Here is a 17,222-nt window from a genome sequence, read left to right on the forward strand (position 1 = left end):
GATTGTACTCACTCAAACAACGATTATAATCATTTTACGTTTAAAACCATTCTTTTTATCAAAGATAATCATAAAAAAGAGGCGTAGCAATGCCCCAACATAGCCGCTATAGCAACGACGAATTCGAAACGCTAATGAATAACGTTATTCTAACCCTTGAAGAAGGCGGTGCAAACCGCGATCTTTCACTTATGGTCTTAGGCAACGTCATTACTCATATTTTAAATACCCAGGTTGCTCCTGAAAATCGCGAAGCCATGGCAGCACAGTTTGCCGATGTACTTAAGAAAAGCGTAACAAAAAGCTAAGGGATTGCATGATACTTGCCGAATCACCTCGTCGCCAGCGCGTTACTAAACTGGTAAATTGGGGGCACTGGTTTGCCTTGGCGAATATTATTATCGCCATTGTCATTGCCTCGATTTTTGTTTTCTCATCACCTATGCCTGGCACAGGTGTCGGCACCGTGTACCTTTTAGCCAATTGGTTTGGTCATATCGGGTTTATGACTTTCTTTGGCTTTGTCATTTTTGTTCTTCCCCTTTGTTATCTGGTTAATAATCCGAGAGTAATTAAGGCAAGCGCCTCCATTATCGCCGCTGTGGGGTTAGCGCTTTTAGCGTTTGATGCTTTATTGTTTAACCGCACAGGGTTTCATATTAGCTTTCATGCAGCGGACTTACTGCGCAGTGAAGCACAATCCACGATGGCTATAGAAAGCTGGCAACAGTGGGCCTTCTTGTTCCTTCTGTTCATCGTCTGGCTTGGTTTCCAACTGGTTTTAGCTAACGCTATATGGAAGCGTGTTGAACGCTTTACTCGCTATAAAGTGGGCATTCCTGTTACAACGTTTTTCGTGAGTTGTTTTGTAACCAGCCACGCTATTCATGTGTGGGCTGATGCCAAGCTCTATCAACCTATTATTGCCCAAGACAATATGTTTCCGCTTTCCTACCCAGCGACGGCTAAAACCACCATGTCGCGCTACGGCCTGCTTGACTTAGCCGCCTATGAGGAGCGAAAGCAGCTACAATTTAACCCTGACATTCACAATATAACTTATCCCGCTGAACCGGTTTATTGCTCTATCGAGACCAATAAAAACCTTACCGTGGTTGTTCAATTAGACGATGATAACGCCGTTGACTTAAGTGATATTGATGGTATGTCGTTAAATACCGTTGCCAATTATTATTCCACGGCAAGCAGTGTTGAAGGTTTGATGACGGCAACCTTATTTGGTGTACCTGAAATTTATCAAGATGCTTTGTCTCAAAAGCGTCCTGTACTATTAGCCTTGCCACTAGGTTCAGGTATGCCGGTATCAATACATAGCGATGTCGCTCTACCTCTTCCTCAATTATCTGGCTATGTACAGCCTTTAAGCAATAACCACGAAGGGCTGCACATTGCTTTTATGAAAGGTTCGGATATCAAAGGCTACCTTGAAAACACTCTTGGTAGAAAACATGACGTATTAGTAGCGACAGGCTTTGGTAGTGAAGGCGGTAAGGGCACGCTTTACAGCACGCTAAATGTTAAGGCTAAATTAGCAAGTACTGAAGATTTGGCTCCAACTATATTGAATGCACTGGGTTGTAACGCACCGTCAACCTTCTATTCAACTGGGCAAAGCTTATTGGCACCATCGCGCCCTTGGTTAGTAAGTACCTCAGGCGAGCGAATCGTAGTATTTCATGGAAATAAACGAACAGATGTTTTAAGTAACGGTAGCTATGAAATCAGTGATTTATCTTCCGGCAAACGCAGTAAAGATCCCTTAAATATTGATTTACTTAGTCAGGCAATAAAGCATCTATCACGCTTTTCTACTCAGAACTAGCGCTTTTTTATCGCAGCGATAGACCAAACTATCGCTGCCACCCTCTCGCCCATTTTCTCAAATATAACAACAACTTCTGCAGTTACGCCTAACCTTTATTTTATTTCAGATAAGCGAGTAATCCGAGAAACACAGTGAGAGGAACGAAGTTTACTTAACTGTTCATCCGTTATGGGCTTATCAGATAAATAGTAGCTCTTTGTTAGACCAGCGGCGTTAGCAGCCTCTATATCTCGCCAACTGTCGCCTATGAGTAGGCTGCTCACTAAGTCGATATCAAGTTCTTTAGCAGCTTGGTGCAGCATGCCTGGCAATGGTTTTCTGCATTGGCAAGCAATGGTAAGTTCTTTTACGCTACCTTGCGTGTGATGCGGACAATAATAAACAGGGATATTAACCGTGCCATGGCTTGAAAAATCTTCTACCACCCGCGCCATTAACGCATGAAAATCTTTTTCAGTGTAATAGCCTCGCGCAATTCCACTTTGATTAGTGACGATTACAGGTAGGTAACCCTCATTTTGAAATTTGCGCACGACGTCGAAGATACCTTCTACATATTCAAAATTTTCATATTTACCGACGTAACCGTGATCAACGTTAATAACGCCGTCTCGGTCTAAAAACAGCGCTTTTTGTTTATAGCTGGACATCTAGTTTCTCACAATCAGTACCCGCACCTTTTCTCCAAATCTGGATATGAAAATCTGCGGTTACTTTTTCTAACGACGCTACAATAGACTCAATTTTACCGTGTGGTAACTTCCAATAAAAAGGCGTCATCTTTATAAGCGCTATCTTGTGATCTTCACTTTCAAAATTGATGGGAAATGAAAAACACTCGTCATGGATGCGAGTAAATCCGCTTCTAGGCCCATCATCAATTTGATGTCTTCTAGGTGTATCGTAGACTTGCTGTTTAAGCTCAAACAGATGGTTAGGCGCAGGGTCTACGGTTAAAAGTAGCCCCTCACTTTTCAGTACCCTTTCATATTCGTCGTTACTTCCAGGCGCAAAGACTTGTATCACTAAATCTTGAGTAGATTTCTCAAGGGGTAGTTCAAAGCTGCTTGCTACAACAAACTGAGCATGTTTATAAGCCTTAGCTGCTAGCTCCACGGCTATTTTAGATATATCACTGCCCGCAGCCTTAACAGAGAAACCTTTAAGCAAAAGGCCCTGAACCATTGCGTCTAAATAACTTCCTTCGCCACAGCCCGCGTCATAAATAGAGATACTTTGTTTAGAAACGTCTTCTGCCAATTTTTTTTCTTTGCACGACTCAGCAATTAAGTCCCCTACCAGCTCGATTAACCTATCTTTCAGCGGTTGATAGGTATTCAGTTGATGAAACTCTCTTCTGGATTTCACCATATCCTTATCGTCGCCAGGAAGTTTCGACTTTTTAAACTGAACCGGCAATAAGTTAACGTAACCAGATTTCGCTTTATCGAAGCTATGGTTCATTTCACAGCGGACTGGCGTTGAATCTAATGAGATTGGTGATTTACAAAGTGGGCAGTGCCACATGATAAGATCTTTGTTGTTTTGAATTTGCCGCAAAGGATATCAAAATCGATACCTTCACGGCAATAATAGAGATAAGGGTACAGAAGGTTATAAGCGCTATTGAAGCCCAGATAAGGGGTGTTTATCCTTAGGCCAAGGAGAGGTAAAGAAATGCTCTACCACATCTTGCGGTACATCTTCTACGCTTCCATATTTCCACTTGGGCGACATATCTTTGTCAATTAGTAGTGCTCTAACACCCTCCTGAAATTCACCGCTTTCACCGCAGCGACAAGACATATTAGCTTCCATTCTAAAACAATCAGCCAGGGTCATAATGGCCCCTCTCTTACACTGCTCATAGACTAAATGCATAGTTATCGGAGAGCCTTTTGCTAGCGTATTTTGGGCTCTCGACAACCATTTATCATGGCTCATATCGGCACTAAGAATTGAATTAACTATGCCAGTGGCATTATCAGCTGCACACAAATCATCAATAAACGCCATGTTAGGTTCTACATTGCTGCTGGGCGCAGATTCCGGTGCCTCTAAAGAATCAAGAATAGATGTTACAGACTCCTTAAGACGTGTACTTTCTATCTCATTCCATGAATAGTTTGTGAGCTTTTGTAGCAAAACTTCTTTATCTGAGCCAGAGACTAGCGCATCCGCTAAGCCCACGTAACGGGCGTCTGCACCATTCATTTGACCGCCTGTTAAACCCAGGAACAAACCTGATTTTCCCGGTAGACGGGGAAGGAAATAACTTCCTCCTACATCAGGGTATAATCCGATGGTGATTTCGGGCATAGCTAATCGCGATGTTTCAGTCACCACGCGATGGCTAGCACCACATAGCAGCCCCATGCCGCCCCCCATCACAATGCCGCTACCCCAAACTACAATCGGTTTGTTGTAGTTATGAATGGTATAATCTAAGGTATATTCCGTCTCAAAAAACGTTTCCAAAAACGATGGAATTTTCCCATTCGCTTCCACCATAGATTTGTACATAGATACAATATCACCACCAGCACAAAACGCTTTATCTCCTGCAGCATCTATGACCACAGCTACAACGTCACTACGTGATTGCCACTGTTGAAGTGCCTTTAGCAGAATTTCTGCCATCGCTAAGTCCAGTGCATTCAGTGCTTTTGGCTTATTCAGCGTTAAACGTCCTACTGTAAAGTCGCCGTTCGATGTTTTTAACTCATCAACAATGACTACTGACTCCACGTCTGTCATATCCACTTTTCTCCATTATTTATGCATTGAAACGCATTACTTACTAACTGAGTGGCAACCGCGCTAAAGAACACTTCGCTCATCTGACAGTAGGCGGCGCCCTATAATCACACGCATAATTTCATTAGTACCTTCAAGTATCTGATGAACACGAACATCTCTAAAGTGACGCTCTAGTGGGTACTCTTTAATATAACCGTATCCACCGTGTAATTGGAGCGCATCGTTACACACATTAAAACCCACGTCTGTTGCAAAGCGTTTAGCCATAGCGCAGTAAGTCGTTTTATCAGCGTCATTGTTGTCTAGTTTGCATGCCGCCATACGTACCATCTGTCTGGCTGCAACTAACTCAGTCGCCATATCAGCTAACTTAAATTGAAGAGCTTGGAAGCCTGCAATAGGTTTACCAAACTGCTCGCGTTCATTCATATAGTCACGGGCTACGTTTAGTGCTTGCTGAGCTGTTCCTACTGAGCAAGTAGCAATATTGATGCGGCCGCCATCAAGCCCTTGCATAGCCATTTTAAAACCTTGACCTTCCTCACCAAGCAACCAACTGGCATCAAGCTCTACATTATCAAATGTAATCATTCGAGTGGGCTGTGCATTCCACCCCATTTTCTCCTCTGCTTTACCATATTCAATACCTTCTGCATTAGCAGGGACTGCAAATGCAGATACGCCTTTCGGGCCATCTTCGCCAGTTCGTGCCATGACTACAAGAACATCTGTACTTCCTGCACCAGAGATAAACACTTTAGAACCGTTTAGAACGTATCCACGGTCAGACTTTGTTGCTTTAGTTTTAAGCGATGCTGCATCTGAACCTGCACCTGGCTCTGTTAAGCAATAAGAGGCAAGTTTGTCACCCGCGACTAATTGCTCGCACCAGATATCTTTTACTTCATTGGTGCCCCATGTTGCAATCATCCATGTGGCCATGTTGTGAATAGTTAACATAGCGGTAGTTGTAGTACACCCCATTGAAAGCTGTTCAAAGATAATCGATGAGTCGAGCCTTGATAAACCAAGGCCACCTGCGCTTTCAGGCGCATATAAGCCGCAAAAACCTAACTCGCCCGCTTTTTTAATCGCCTCTACAGGGAAATGATGCTCTCTATCCCACATCGCCGCATTCGGCGCCAATTCTTGTAGGGCAAATTGACGAGCGGTTTCTTCAAAGGCTAATTGGTCATCGGTTAATTCAAAATTCATTAGACATACCTTCAACTGAGTTGCTTTCTAAATACAATAACCAATACCTACCCCTTACGTAAACGTAAAGGTAAATATTTATTTAATTTAATGAGGCTTTAACGTAAATATTTTGTGACGAGAAACGCATTTTGATTCTGAAGCGGATGGAGGTAGATAAAACTTATCCTTTTTAATAATGCACTTTTTCCCAGCCGCTGATAAGCTAGCTTTAGTTTATATTATTTATATGATCGCCGTGGAATTTAGAATAGCCATAGTAGAAGACAACGCTACCGCCCGAACCGCGCTTCGAGGCCACCTTATGTCTATTGCTAATTTGTCGGTAAGCAGTTTTGCGTCTGGCGTTGAACTGAAAGCGGCGCTAAAAAAGCAGAACTTTGAACTGTTGTTAATGGACTACCATCTCGGACAGGGTAAAAGTGGTGTCGAATGGGTACAAAGTTTGAGAGAAGCCGGGTTTATTCGACCGAGTACAGGAATCATCTTTCTCACCTCGGATCGTTCTCCGCAAATAATTGGACGGATCATGGATCTTCAACCCGATGTTTTGCTCATTAAGCCTTATACTATTGCCTCTTTGACCCGTCAAATTAATCACTATTTGAAATATCGTGACTTTGTCAAAAACGTATTGCACTCTTTAGACAATAAACAATTAGAGAGGGCTATCAGTGTAGTTCGCGCCAAAATCTCAGAAGGCATCCCCCCTCGCCTTGTGGCGGATATACGAAAACTTTATGCACGGCTTCTTTATGAAAATGGCGATATCCAAAGAGCTTTAAGTATTTATGATGATGTACTCACACGCAGCGATAAAGTGTTGTGGGCTCAATGGGGAAAAGTTAAATGCCAATACGCATCTGGGCAGTGGCCACACTGCAAAAACCATTTAAGCCAGATGGTAAATTCAAGTTTGGCACGGGATAAAGCTTTTGAATGGTTAGCCTCTATCTCTTTTGAACAAAATTCTTATGAGCAGGTAGAGAAATACCTTAACGAGATAAAGTTCAGTGAATTGAGTTTACCCGCCGCCAAACTTAAAACCCTTGCGTATCAAAAACAGGACAAAGTTGTTGAAGCTATAGATCTTCTGCAAAAAAAACGTGCTATGCACCGCAGTGCAAAAGACAGGTTTAATGATTTCACCTTTGAATTGGCCGAGTTTTATTTGTTCTTGGCAGAAGAGTCTCCCGAAACCAACAGAAAAGAAAGCTTATCCCAAGCTAGAAAACTAGTAGGTATTGCAGGAAGAAGTCAGGGCGATGCACAAACGTTGCAAAAAAGGGATTACCTCCTGGCATTTTCAGCACTGCTAGATGGCGATATAGATAAAGCCGCCCACCTGCTTGAAAGTGACCACATCGATAACTATCTGCGTACCGAGCCGTCTGTCTTGGTTATTGCTGCAAAGGTCCACCATGGACTTGGCGATGAACGTAAGGCAGGTGAACTATTGTTAATGGCTAAGCAGAAAAATGCTGAACTACAGGCCATATCAGAACAAGTGATGAACGACGAGTTGATTTTCACTGGAGGCGAACGTTTAGGGCTTAACCACGAGCAGGCGATTTCTATAAATGAAACTGGCACCCAACTGTTCATTGAAGGAATGTTTAATAAGGCAATGAAGCATTTTTACGATGCGTTTCAGCTATCGCCTGACACCGCAGCGTTTGGGCTAAACCTGCTTCAATGCATGATTGAAGCAGATACAGGCGTCTACCGTAAGTTTAACATCAACGTTTTACTCGAAAAAATCACTTCATTGCCGCTGAACGAGACAAATAAGACCCGTTTAGAGCAGCTTACCCTGTCTGCACAAGAGCAAGCACTTTAGTTTATTTAAAGTGCGAGTGCTTTTTTACATTGCGGTAATTCAAACTTAAAAAAGACTATTTTAAACGAGTCAACAAGCTGGAAGTGTCCCAACGGCCCCCACCAAGTTTTTGTACATCCGCATAGTATTGGTCCACAAGCGCAGTGAGCGCCAAGGTAGAACCGTTTTTACGGGCTTCATCAAGTGCAATATTTAGGTCTTTGCGCATCCAATCTACAGCGAAACCAAAATCAAAACTGTTATTTAACATGGTGCTGGCTCTGTTTTCCATCTGCCAAGACTGTGCAGCGCCCTTGCTTATCACATCAATTACCGCGTTACAATCTAGCCCGGCGCGCTGGCCGAAGTGAAGCGCTTCGGCTAGGCCCTGTACAATACCGGCGATACAAATTTGATTCATCATTTTCGCTAACTGACCACTGCCGCTTTTACCCAGCAACTGGCTATGGCGTGCATAATGTGCCATTACTGGCTCTATTTGAGCGAAAACCGATTCATCACCGCCAACCATGACAGTCAGTTGACCATTTTCGGCACCAGCTTGCCCACCAGAAACTGGGGCATCTAAAAATCCAATTTGCTTTTCTTTACTGCTAGCGTAAAGCTCCCTGGCTACGTCTGCTGATGCAGTTGTATGATCGACCAGTACACTCCCCGCTTTCATTACTTCTAAAGCTTGCGTACCAACCTCTCTCACGTCATTGTCATTACCTACGCACATGAAAACGATATCAGCGCCTTTAACGGCTTCCGCCACCGATTTACACGCACTAGCATCAGCGTTGCCATAGGCGGCTAGCCAATCTTGCGCCTTTTTCGTGGTACGGTTATACACAGTAACAGGATAACCCGCATTGCTAAGGTGCCCTGCCATAGGAAACCCCATTACCCCTAAGCCCAAAAAACTCACTTTCAAATTACTCATACGGAATATACTCTAGATGCCAATTAAATAGGTTTGCATTACCTAAGAGTAACAGACTTACCAAAAACAAAAACATAGGAATACAAATTTGGAACTCTACACTCATCCTATTACGCTGAATAACGGCGAACAAACCACACTTGAACAATACAAGGGGAAAGTGCTGCTTATCGTTAATACCGCCAGTAAATGCGGTTTTACACCTCAATATGAAGGGCTTGAAACGCTTTATAAGAAATATAACGACAAGGGTTTTGAGGTGCTAGGGTTTCCATGCGACCAATTTGGCCACCAAGAACCTGGAAGTGATAGCGATATTGCACAGTTTTGCAGCTTAAATTTTGGCGTGTCATTTCCGCTTTTTAAAAAGACAAATGTTAATGGTCCAGAGGCAAACCCTCTTTTTGAAGCTTTAAAACAAGATGCACCCGGGCTACTGGGAACCAGACGTATCAAATGGAATTTTACTAAGTTCTTAGTCAATGCTGAGGGTAAAGTACTAAAACGCTACGCGCCTACCGTAAAGCCAGAGGCTATTGAAAAAGATATTGTTAAACTCTTGGGGGCGTAAGCCATACGACCTCGATTGAATGCAAGTGGAGTGCTTTGTGCCTACTTACGCTACTATTATTTTATTGATCTGTATCTAAACAGTGCAAATAGTAGCGTGCTAATTTATTGCGCATTGTTGGCATTATATAGTGCACTAACAGTTTGGTAGAAAAGTGAAAACCACACCAAATGAAAATACACATACGAATGGAAATACTATGCAAAATCGTAATATTGCCTTTTTTAGTACTCGCCCCTATGAGCAAGTGGTATTTTCACAGCTACTAGATGACTACAATAGCGCCAATAGCCAAAGCGTTAAGGGCACTTTTTTCGCACACCCGCTTAACCCATCGACTGCTATAAGCTGTAAGGGATTTAGTGATGTGGTTGTCTTTGTGAACGACGATGTAAATGCGACGACCATCAAAGTGCTAAAAGACTGTGGTGTTAAACACATCGCGCTTCGCTGTGCAGGTTACAATAATGTAGATGTTGGTGCCGCAGCTGAAGCTGACATAGCAGTAAGTCGTGTGCCTGCTTATAGCCCTGAAACCGTAGCTGAACACACACTCGCAATCATTCTTACCTTAAACCGAAAAACCCATAAAGCCTATAATCGGGTTAGAGAAGGTAACTTTAACCTAGACGGGTTAATGGGGTTCACCCTACATGGCAAAACAGTGGGCGTTATAGGTACAGGAAAAATTGGTAAAGCCGTTATTCGCATACTGTTGGGGTTTGGATGTAAAGTTCTTTGTTTTGACCCAAGCCAAGATGATGATGTGATCGCTTTGGGAGCCCAATATGTAACGTTAAATGAACTGCTAGAAAAAAGCATCATTGTTACGTTGCACTGCCCGCTAAATGAAAAGAGTTATCATATTATCAATGCTGACAGCATAGCGAAAATGCCGGCGGGCGTAATGCTAATCAATACATCTCGTGGCGGTCTTGTAGATGACACTGCCATTATAAAAGGGCTTAAGTCGAAACAGATAGGCTATCTGGGGCTAGATGTATACGAAAGAGAGTCTGAACTCTTTTTCAGTGACCATTCACAGGAAATCATTCAAGACGACATTTTTCAGCGTTTAACGACCTTTCCCAATGTATTGATAACGGGGCACCAGGGCTTCTTCTCTTATGAAGCATTAAACGAAATTGCGGGAACGACGCTTGAGAACATCCTTGCAGGTGACAATACGCTATAAACAAACTTTTAAGTCACCTGCATTACGTCAGAGACGCTTGTGAACTCAACGAGATTATGGCTTTTCGAGGATTAGTTGGAAGTATTTTCCGAGCCACAAATAGGGCTCCTGCTGGTGATACTGTCGTTCAAGAGCAAGCAAATCGTTAAATTTGCTACTTTGATGCGTAATATCCCGCATGTAATCATGAAAACAGCGAATGCCAGCTTTTTCCAGTATGTTAAAGCCTAACGACTCACAATACTCAACCACTCGCATTGCGCTAAGCGGTTGGTTGGGATTAAGTCTCACCTGCTTTTTCGCCTTCATCCCTTTGGCGATATAATCGAAATTACCGTAGATGGCATTGGCAAATAAATTCGCATCTTGATTAAAGAAACTCAAGCTTAAGCGTGCTCCGGGTTTCATATTGCTATACATAAAATCTATAGCGTCAAAGGGCGCATCTAGCCATTCTAGAACCGCATGACAAACCAGAAAATCGAAATCATTGAGGTCTTCTATTTGTTGTAAATATTGATTCCGTATTTTTATATTTGGCGCGTCAGAAAGTAAAGACTCCGCCTGATTAAGCACGTCCTTTGACGCATCGGTAAGAACAACAGAGTGCCCTTTCGCGGCTATATGAGCCGTCATTACCCCTGTGCCCCCACCTATTTCGATGGCTCGGACCGGCGCTTTTAAATAAGGTTCAAGCACATCACATAATAGTGTGTGCCGCAATTTGCCCTTGGTCGTCCCGTAAATGTTGTTTGAAAACTTCTCAGCAATACCGTCGAAGATACGATCGTTATTCATATACTACAAACTTCGCTATGCGGGGTTATCGATATCAATAAACTCAACAGGCAAGTCGAATTGCTGCTCAATATGTTCGCCTAAAGACTTCACGCCGTAGCGTTCGGTAGCATGATGGCCAGCCGCAAAAAAGGTAATACCCATTTCTCTTGCTGTATGCACGGTTTGCTCAGATACTTCACCGGTAATAAATGCATCTACACCTAACTCAACCGCTTGTTCTATGAATCCCTGACCTCCGCCAGTGCACCAAGCAAGTGTTGTTATTGGTTTTGACACAGGCCCTTCTATTAGCACATCTCGTCCTAACAGCTGCTGCAATTTATCTTGTAGAGCTACGCCTTCAATTGCTTCCTCCAAATTTCCTTGCATGACAACACCAACAGGTTTTACGCCGCTAACTGCACTTACATTTTGTACATCGAGAAGAGACGCAAGCTGACGATTGTTTCCAAATTCTGGGTGAACATCTAAAGGAAGATGGTAGGCAAATAAATTTAGATCATTGGCAAGTAAAGCAGAAAGACGGCGCTTTTTCATGCCGGTCACAGCCTGTGGCTCACCTTTCCAAAAATATCCGTGATGCACAATAAGCGCATCGGCATTAGCTTCTATCGCCGCATTTACTAAAGCCTGAGACGCTGTTACACCTGTAACAATTTTCTCTATTTTATTTGTGCCCTCTACCTGTAAGCCATTGGGGCAATAATCACTGATTTCGCTAACCCTTAACATTCCATCAAGATAATTTTGTAGTTCTAGGCGGGTAATAGACACGAATCCTCCGGTTGAAAGTTAGACAACTTATTAAAAAAACGCTATAAAATACGCGAACGTTTCGTATAACACCTATAAGTCGACAAACGTCTATTGTAAGAAAATGAAAAAAAGAAGATGGCTCAACACAGTGCCTACTCTTGATTTTACTTATTTCGCATATGCGTTGTGCTGTAAATAAACAGTAGTCACTTATCGGTATTACAAGTCAAAAACGTTCGTCATCTTAACAAAATAAAGAGCAAAAAAGCATGGCAAACTTAGACAAAGATGCAGTTATCGCGGTTTTCACTGAAGCGTATAAAAAAGCTAACGGCAAAGCGCCGTCTATTGAAAGTAAAAGCGGTTGGTACAGCGTAGATGGCGGCAAAAATATGCGCTTAGCACAGCTTCAGGAAATGGCAGAATCACTAGCATCGAATTCGTCTGAAAAAACAGAAGCAAAGAGAGAGAAAAGCGAGCCTAAAGTAGCGGCCAAATCCGCTAAGAAAAAAGCGTCTACTTCTAAAAAATCGGGATTCTCGGTTAAGGATTTCTGGGCAGAAAAGCTAAACGCTGAAGTGCCAGGCGCTACCCTTCCTCGCTAGTTTTAAAAAGCATTTCACAAAATGCCTATTTCAAACCACGCCTAGTCTCCGCTCCGGGGACTAGCTTATTCGCTATACGTTAGCGAACAAAATAATCTATTTGCCGGCAAGCCCCTGCGCGACAAATGGCACAAGATGCTGGATGACTTCTTTTATATCTACGTGTTTATGAAAATCAGACTCAGCAATTTCTGTTAATGCCTGACTCGATGCCATCGAAAAGACGAAACTTCCCATCGCGAAATGCAACCGCCAGAACAGCTCTTCCTCAGGAAGTTCAGGTAAACAACGTCTGATAGCGTCTACTAGGGCGCGTATACAGTAACCATAATCATGCATCAAAAACTTGCGCAAGTGCCCTTGTGTTTCGTTATACCCCCGGCCAAGCAATTTTACAAAAGTGGCAGTGCCCTGCTCGGATATAGCATTAAGATTTAACATGGGGGGGATAAGCGAATATAAAAGCTGCTCAATGCCTTTGGCGCCTTCAATAGGCGGGAGAGCGTCTAAGCAAGTCTTAACTTGTGGCATAAGCTCATCAAAGTATCGCTTAAACACCGCTTGTATTAAGTTTTTCTTACTACCAAAATGGTAATTCACCGACGCTAGATTTACTTCTGCTCTGGCAGTAATTTCCCGCATCGAGGTTTGGGTAAACCCACTTTGAGAAAACAAGTATTCCGCCGCATCTAATATATCGTTTTTAGTATGCCGTGCCATATTCTTTTTATTATCTTTTGTCGGTTAAAAATTTTAAGTCCATCTGTGCTTATTAACGGAATTATACGTCATGCCGCAACAAACACAGAGTGTTTATAGCTATTAAAACCAATGACGCGCTTTGTTCATACTTTTCATAAACACACGCTCAACAACATTAGCTGCCGACATACCCAGCTTTTCCGCAACATTTTTCTTCACAGCATACTTAACACTGAAAATTTCGCGTGCTGGGTAATGCGAAAGAATGTAGTCATCGGAAGTGGTGATGTCGTCAACCAAGCCAAGTGCTTTTGCTTTAATTCCTGGCCAATACTCACCAGTAGCTACTTTGTCTATATCCATTTCAGGACGCTGACTTTGCACGAAATCTTTAAAGAGCACATGAATCTCTTCAATTTCCTCTCTAAACTTGGCGCGGCCTTCATCGTTATTTTCACCAAAAATAGTTAGCGTACGCTTAAACTCACCGGCAGTATGCTGCTCAAATTCGATATCGTTTTTCTTCAGCAACTTATTGAAGTTAGGCAGTTGGGCTAGAACACCAATGCTGCCGATATACGCAAACTGTGAAGCCAGCAATTTATCGGCAACACACGCCATCATATAGCCACCGCTAGCTGCAACTTTATCAACAGCAATGGTCAATTTAAGACCCTTTTCTTTAATACGCTGTAATTGCGACGCAGCAAGTCCATAACCGTGTACTACGCCACCACCACTTTCAAGGCGGACCAAAACCTCGTCTTCTTTATTTGCTACACACAAAATAGCGGTGATTTCTTCACGCAGGTGCTCGACCTCATTGGCATCCATAGACCCTTTAAAGTCGATAACAAATAATCGAGACTTTTCTGACTCGTCACCCTGATCTTTCACTTTGTTTTTAGCCTTGCTCTTCGCCTTGGCCTCTTTTTTCTGTTCTTTAGCTAACTTTTTTAATGCGTTTTTATCTAAAAGGACTTCTTTAGCGTAGTTTGTAATGTCCTTTAATTGCTCAGAAATAGACACGATTTCAAGTTGTCCTTTCCCCTGCTTCTGTTTACTTGCTACACCAACTATGGTTGACACAACAACAACGAAGGCAATAACTAACGTTACAGCTTTGGCAACAAACAAACCGTACTCGTACAAAAACTCCAAACTCTACTCCTAGTAAAATAAACGGGTAAGCAATGTTGTTTACCCACAACGTAAAGAGCGGCCTTACCCGATATAAGGCAAAGCCGCTGATGTAATTGCGTTATAATACCAGTCTCATCTTATTCTGACGATAGGTTAACCTGCTCAATCTTGTTTGCTTCGATCTCCTCATCAGTGAAATAGATATCCCGAAGCGTTGGTTGCGTAGAATAAAGCTGTGTTTGGTCTAAGAAATGCTCACTTTGGAACTTACGAGACTGTGAGTAAGTGAGTATACCTCTGCCCTTTGGCCCTTCATCAGTGAAGTTAATAACCATTGCCCAACTTGTGCCATAGTTAATGTGATAGCCTTCAGCTTCAGCACTCATCGCCGTATTATTGTTAATGGTTTCGTAGCTGTGTTTAGGTAACTGGGTACCATTACTGTTGCTTCTTACATCAAATACGTTAAAGCCACCTTCAATATTATGAGCACCCGCCCACGGTAGCTTAACACCTGAGGCAGTGCCATCTGGCAAGCTACGTTCAACAAATTGCACTTCACCTAGCGGGGCATCAAATGCTACCCCAGCTTGTTCAATGACCTGCGTAGCTCGCGCCAATTGCTCAAGGGTAGTATCATTTTTAACTAAACCCGATGGCGTTGTCACGGGGGCGTCTAGAGAAAACGGTACTTCCCACTGCGGTGCTTGGTTAAACTGAAAGGCAAATTCTCTGAATACATGTGCACCAGTACTCGTAAGATTCATTGTACCGTCCCAGTCCTCTAAGGCCGCACAGGCTTGTGATACATCAACACTCGCTCCGTCTACATCTACTGGTGTATCACCTTGATCGGCGCATAGTTCAAGCAGAGATGGCAGTATGTTCTCTGCTAGATAGCTTCGGTTATTTAATAATAGCCCCTCAACCTCCTCGGGTGTAAAAGTACCATCACTCCCAGCCTCATTTTCAATAAACTGCTGCCCCATGCGTGAGCGCAAAGACTGTTGATTCTCCACACTTCCAAATAGAGGATTACTGACAACGATGGGAGAGTTTAGATTGGTTAACCAATAGCTATTGTTTGAATTCTGTACCGAGTCAGTGCCCTCATACTTCGGCGCTTCTTCATAAGGAACTGGGCCATCAAAGTCGAACTGAGAAATATTACCCGGTAATACGGTAAACCCAGCAGCGGCTTTCGTTTGAATGAGCAACGGGTTCGTTGTTAACTGTTCAATAGCCGTTTCAGTTAAATTCGGTACCGTAGAGTCGTCGATATAAAATACTTGGCCATCAGCCGACGCAGCCATGGTGTTATTGAAAATAACCCCGTCATAGTCTTTGAACGCCTGCTTAAACTCATCCATTGATGTGGCCATATTCATAGCCAGCCAATGATCAACAATATCAAAATTAGGCAGGTTAGCGTCTTTAATAGCAAACGCATTGTTAGTGTTCCAATCAAAGTTACCCGGCACTTCAATCATTGGGCCGTAGTTCGTGTAATAGGCAGTCTTATTCAGCTTGATGGTTTGCCCGCCACCTACTGCAACATCTATTTGAAGTGGCTTTTCATAGATAGTACGCTTGCTTCCATCTACCACATGAGTGAGTCCTGATGTATCGTTTTCATCAAGGCTCAGCTGATACACAACGAAATGCTCTGCGGTAGAGAATGTGTGGGTCCACGCTACGTTTTCATTGAAACCAATGTTTACTGCACCTGGTAAACCCGTAAGGGAGCTACCTGTTACGTTTAGATGACCCGGTACTTGGGCATGGAAGTTCCAGAAGCGCAAGTTTCCTGTGTGAGGAAAATGAGGGTTACCCAAAACCATTCCCTTTCCATTAGTCGTTTTATCGCTACCTAACCCCCACCCGTTAGAACCCATTTCTTGGGGATTTCTATCTGGAAGGCCCACTGTTGGCGTAATTTTAAATGAAGAGGCAGCTTCACTTGATGAGGCAGCTGGTGTTGGTAGGTAACTCTCTCCTTGTGGCGCAGCAATAAACATTGGGCCTAAGAAATTAGCTGCACCAGGCAAGAGCGCGACGCCAAGCGAGTATGTTAATAGATCAACACTATCAATTTCTGTGACCCAAGGTTGTCCTGCACAGCTTTGATCTTGGTCTTCTACAGGAGTTTCATTTAAGTATCTGTTATACCCCGCCGTATAACCCTGAAACATTGCGCGAGAATTTGCAGACAAGCGCGGTAAATTCTCTTCCGCGAGCTCTCTGATACCAAGTGTTAGAAAGCCAAAATCGTTAATGAGGTGCTCAGAATCGCCACTACCAGGTACTTGGTCTGGGCCAAAAAATTTAGCACGCTCAGAATTGTACTTAACAATTTGGTCAGCCAGTACACAAAGATTATCTCTTGCAAATGCGTAGCCCACCCCATATGCCATGCTCTCGAGGTTATCAGCTTTTACATGTGGGACACCGTAGGTCGTCCATGTTACGTCAGCCGACAAAGTACCGTCCGGTGCAAAAGCAGTAATAGGAGTAGGCGGCGGTTCAGGTGTAATAGCTGTAGGCGGCGCTGGTTGTTCTATATTTGAAAAATCGTTGTCGTTATCGCCACATGCGGTTAATAGCCCGGCAAGTGAAAGTGCAATAAGCGTCCGTTTGGACGTCAATAGGTGTTGATTGGTCATCGCAAATATTCCCTAATGATGAATGAATAAGTCCGTTTGATCGTGCAGTAAGCGTTTTCCAACACGTTGATTTCTTGTATCAATAAGACTGATCGGACCTTGCATTTACACTACATTAACATATGCAAGCATTCAAATAACATTTCGCGCGTAAAAACAAAAAAGCCGGCATTGAAGCCGGCTTTAACTCGTTAAAATGT

16 protein-coding genes are annotated in these 17,222 nt (G+C 43.1%); 6 read left to right on the forward strand and 10 right to left on the reverse strand.

Translation table 11 applies throughout. From position 1 onward, the window contains the following. The first annotated feature begins 89 nt into the window (after nt 1-89). Together D1814_RS17655 and D1814_RS17660 are read left to right on the forward strand one after the other, a co-directional pair. Nucleotides 90-308 carry a DUF1414 domain-containing protein gene (locus D1814_RS17655; RefSeq protein WP_118494875.1) on the forward strand — a complete coding sequence of 73 codons (219 nt, stop codon included), beginning with the start codon at nt 90-92 and terminating at the stop codon, nt 306-308. Nucleotides 309-316: 8 nt separating this feature from the next. Next, nucleotides 317-1,843: a DUF3413 domain-containing protein gene (locus D1814_RS17660; protein WP_118494877.1), complete on the forward strand. Its 1,527-nt coding sequence runs from the start codon at nt 317-319 to the stop codon at nt 1,841-1,843. 95 nt (nt 1,844-1,938) lie between these two features. Here D1814_RS17660 and D1814_RS17665 read toward each other — a convergent pair whose 3' ends face one another. The 4 genes from D1814_RS17665 to D1814_RS17680 form a co-directional block, all read right to left on the reverse strand. After that, a complete protein-coding gene (locus D1814_RS17665) occupies nt 1,939-2,496 on the reverse strand; it encodes a D-glycero-alpha-D-manno-heptose-1,7-bisphosphate 7-phosphatase (protein ID WP_118494879.1) in 558 nt (185 codons plus the stop codon). Then, the gene (locus tag D1814_RS17670; RefSeq protein WP_118494881.1) at nt 2,483-3,373 is read right to left on the reverse strand and encodes a putative RNA methyltransferase; all 891 of its coding nucleotides are present in this window, start codon (nt 3,371-3,373) and stop codon (nt 2,483-2,485) included. The genes D1814_RS17665 and D1814_RS17670 overlap by 14 nt, the downstream gene beginning before the upstream one ends. A 96-nt stretch (nt 3,374-3,469) precedes the next feature. Next, a complete protein-coding gene (locus D1814_RS17675) occupies nt 3,470-4,603 on the reverse strand; it encodes an enoyl-CoA hydratase/isomerase family protein (protein WP_118494883.1) in 1,134 nt (377 codons plus the stop codon). A gap of 63 nt (nt 4,604-4,666) precedes the next feature. Then, nucleotides 4,667-5,821, reverse strand: coding sequence for an acyl-CoA dehydrogenase family protein (locus D1814_RS17680; protein WP_118494885.1), 1,155 nt, complete (start codon nt 5,819-5,821; stop codon nt 4,667-4,669). Between the two features lie 304 nt (nt 5,822-6,125). Between D1814_RS17680 and D1814_RS17685 the strand changes: the two genes are divergently transcribed. Beyond that, complete coding sequence (locus D1814_RS17685; protein WP_332309997.1) at nt 6,126-7,661, forward strand: response regulator; 1,536 nt, start codon at nt 6,126-6,128, stop codon at nt 7,659-7,661. A 55-nt stretch (nt 7,662-7,716) separates the two neighbouring features. Here D1814_RS17685 and D1814_RS17690 read toward each other — a convergent pair whose 3' ends face one another. Then, nucleotides 7,717-8,586 carry an NAD(P)-dependent oxidoreductase gene (locus D1814_RS17690; RefSeq protein WP_118494887.1) on the reverse strand — a complete coding sequence of 290 codons (870 nt, stop codon included), beginning with the start codon at nt 8,584-8,586 and terminating at the stop codon, nt 7,717-7,719. An 88-nt stretch (nt 8,587-8,674) separates the two neighbouring features. On the opposite strand from D1814_RS17690, the gene D1814_RS17695 reads away from it, so the two are divergent. Further along, the gene (locus D1814_RS17695) at nt 8,675-9,157 is read left to right on the forward strand and encodes a glutathione peroxidase (RefSeq protein WP_118494889.1); all 483 of its coding nucleotides are present in this window, start codon (nt 8,675-8,677) and stop codon (nt 9,155-9,157) included. 199 nt (nt 9,158-9,356) lie between these two features. After that, nucleotides 9,357-10,352: a 2-hydroxyacid dehydrogenase gene (locus tag D1814_RS17700; protein ID WP_118494891.1), complete on the forward strand. Its 996-nt coding sequence runs from the start codon at nt 9,357-9,359 to the stop codon at nt 10,350-10,352. Nucleotides 10,353-10,406: 54 nt separating this feature from the next. Here D1814_RS17700 and D1814_RS17705 read toward each other — a convergent pair whose 3' ends face one another. Beyond that, a complete protein-coding gene (locus D1814_RS17705; protein ID WP_118494893.1) occupies nt 10,407-11,150 on the reverse strand; it encodes a methyltransferase in 744 nt (247 codons plus the stop codon). Nucleotides 11,151-11,165: 15 nt separating this feature from the next. Then, nucleotides 11,166-11,927 carry a Nif3-like dinuclear metal center hexameric protein gene (locus D1814_RS17710; RefSeq protein ID WP_118494895.1) on the reverse strand — a complete coding sequence of 254 codons (762 nt, stop codon included), beginning with the start codon at nt 11,925-11,927 and terminating at the stop codon, nt 11,166-11,168. A 251-nt stretch (nt 11,928-12,178) separates the two neighbouring features. Between D1814_RS17710 and D1814_RS17715 the strand changes: the two genes are divergently transcribed. After that, a complete protein-coding gene (locus tag D1814_RS17715) occupies nt 12,179-12,514 on the forward strand; it encodes a hypothetical protein (RefSeq protein WP_118494897.1) in 336 nt (111 codons plus the stop codon). Nucleotides 12,515-12,610: 96 nt separating this feature from the next. Here the strand turns inward: D1814_RS17715 and D1814_RS17720 are convergent, their stop codons facing one another. From D1814_RS17720 to D1814_RS17730, 3 genes are all read right to left on the reverse strand, one after another. Further along, a complete protein-coding gene (locus tag D1814_RS17720) occupies nt 12,611-13,234 on the reverse strand; it encodes a TetR/AcrR family transcriptional regulator (RefSeq protein WP_118494900.1) in 624 nt (207 codons plus the stop codon). 102 nt (nt 13,235-13,336) lie between these two features. Next, nucleotides 13,337-14,377: a protease SohB gene (sohB, locus tag D1814_RS17725; protein ID WP_118494902.1), complete on the reverse strand. Its 1,041-nt coding sequence runs from the start codon at nt 14,375-14,377 to the stop codon at nt 13,337-13,339. Nucleotides 14,378-14,496: 119 nt separating this feature from the next. Then, nucleotides 14,497-17,022, reverse strand: coding sequence for an acylase (locus D1814_RS17730; RefSeq protein ID WP_118494904.1), 2,526 nt, complete (start codon nt 17,020-17,022; stop codon nt 14,497-14,499). Between the last annotated feature and the right edge of the window lie 200 nt (nt 17,023-17,222).

Source organism: Alteromonas sp. BL110 (assembly GCF_003443615.1).
Lineage (GTDB): Bacteria > Pseudomonadota > Gammaproteobacteria > Enterobacterales > Alteromonadaceae > Alteromonas.

Bases quoted from the DNA above. Each gene is read 5' to 3' on its own strand.
- D1814_RS17655 (WP_118494875.1), top strand. From the start codon at position 90: ATGCCCCAACATAGCCGCTATAGCAACGACGAATTCGAAACGCTAATG.
- D1814_RS17660 (WP_118494877.1), top strand. From the start codon at position 317: ATGATACTTGCCGAATCACCTCGTCGCCAGCGCGTTACTAAACTGGTA.
- D1814_RS17665 (WP_118494879.1), bottom strand. From the start codon at position 2,496: ATGTCCAGCTATAAACAAAAAGCGCTGTTTTTAGACCGAGACGGCGTT.
- D1814_RS17670 (WP_118494881.1), bottom strand. From the start codon at position 3,373: ATGTGGCACTGCCCACTTTGTAAATCACCAATCTCATTAGATTCAACG.
- D1814_RS17675 (WP_118494883.1), bottom strand. From the start codon at position 4,603: ATGACAGACGTGGAGTCAGTAGTCATTGTTGATGAGTTAAAAACATCG.
- D1814_RS17680 (WP_118494885.1), bottom strand. From the start codon at position 5,821: ATGAATTTTGAATTAACCGATGACCAATTAGCCTTTGAAGAAACCGCT.
- D1814_RS17685 (WP_332309997.1), top strand. From the start codon at position 6,126: ATGTCTATTGCTAATTTGTCGGTAAGCAGTTTTGCGTCTGGCGTTGAA.
- D1814_RS17690 (WP_118494887.1), bottom strand. From the start codon at position 8,586: ATGAGTAATTTGAAAGTGAGTTTTTTGGGCTTAGGGGTAATGGGGTTT.
- D1814_RS17700 (WP_118494891.1), top strand. From the start codon at position 9,357: ATGCAAAATCGTAATATTGCCTTTTTTAGTACTCGCCCCTATGAGCAA.
- D1814_RS17705 (WP_118494893.1), bottom strand. From the start codon at position 11,150: ATGAATAACGATCGTATCTTCGACGGTATTGCTGAGAAGTTTTCAAAC.
- D1814_RS17715 (WP_118494897.1), top strand. From the start codon at position 12,179: ATGGCAAACTTAGACAAAGATGCAGTTATCGCGGTTTTCACTGAAGCG.
- D1814_RS17720 (WP_118494900.1), bottom strand. From the start codon at position 13,234: ATGGCACGGCATACTAAAAACGATATATTAGATGCGGCGGAATACTTG.
- D1814_RS17730 (WP_118494904.1), bottom strand. From the start codon at position 17,022: ATGACCAATCAACACCTATTGACGTCCAAACGGACGCTTATTGCACTT.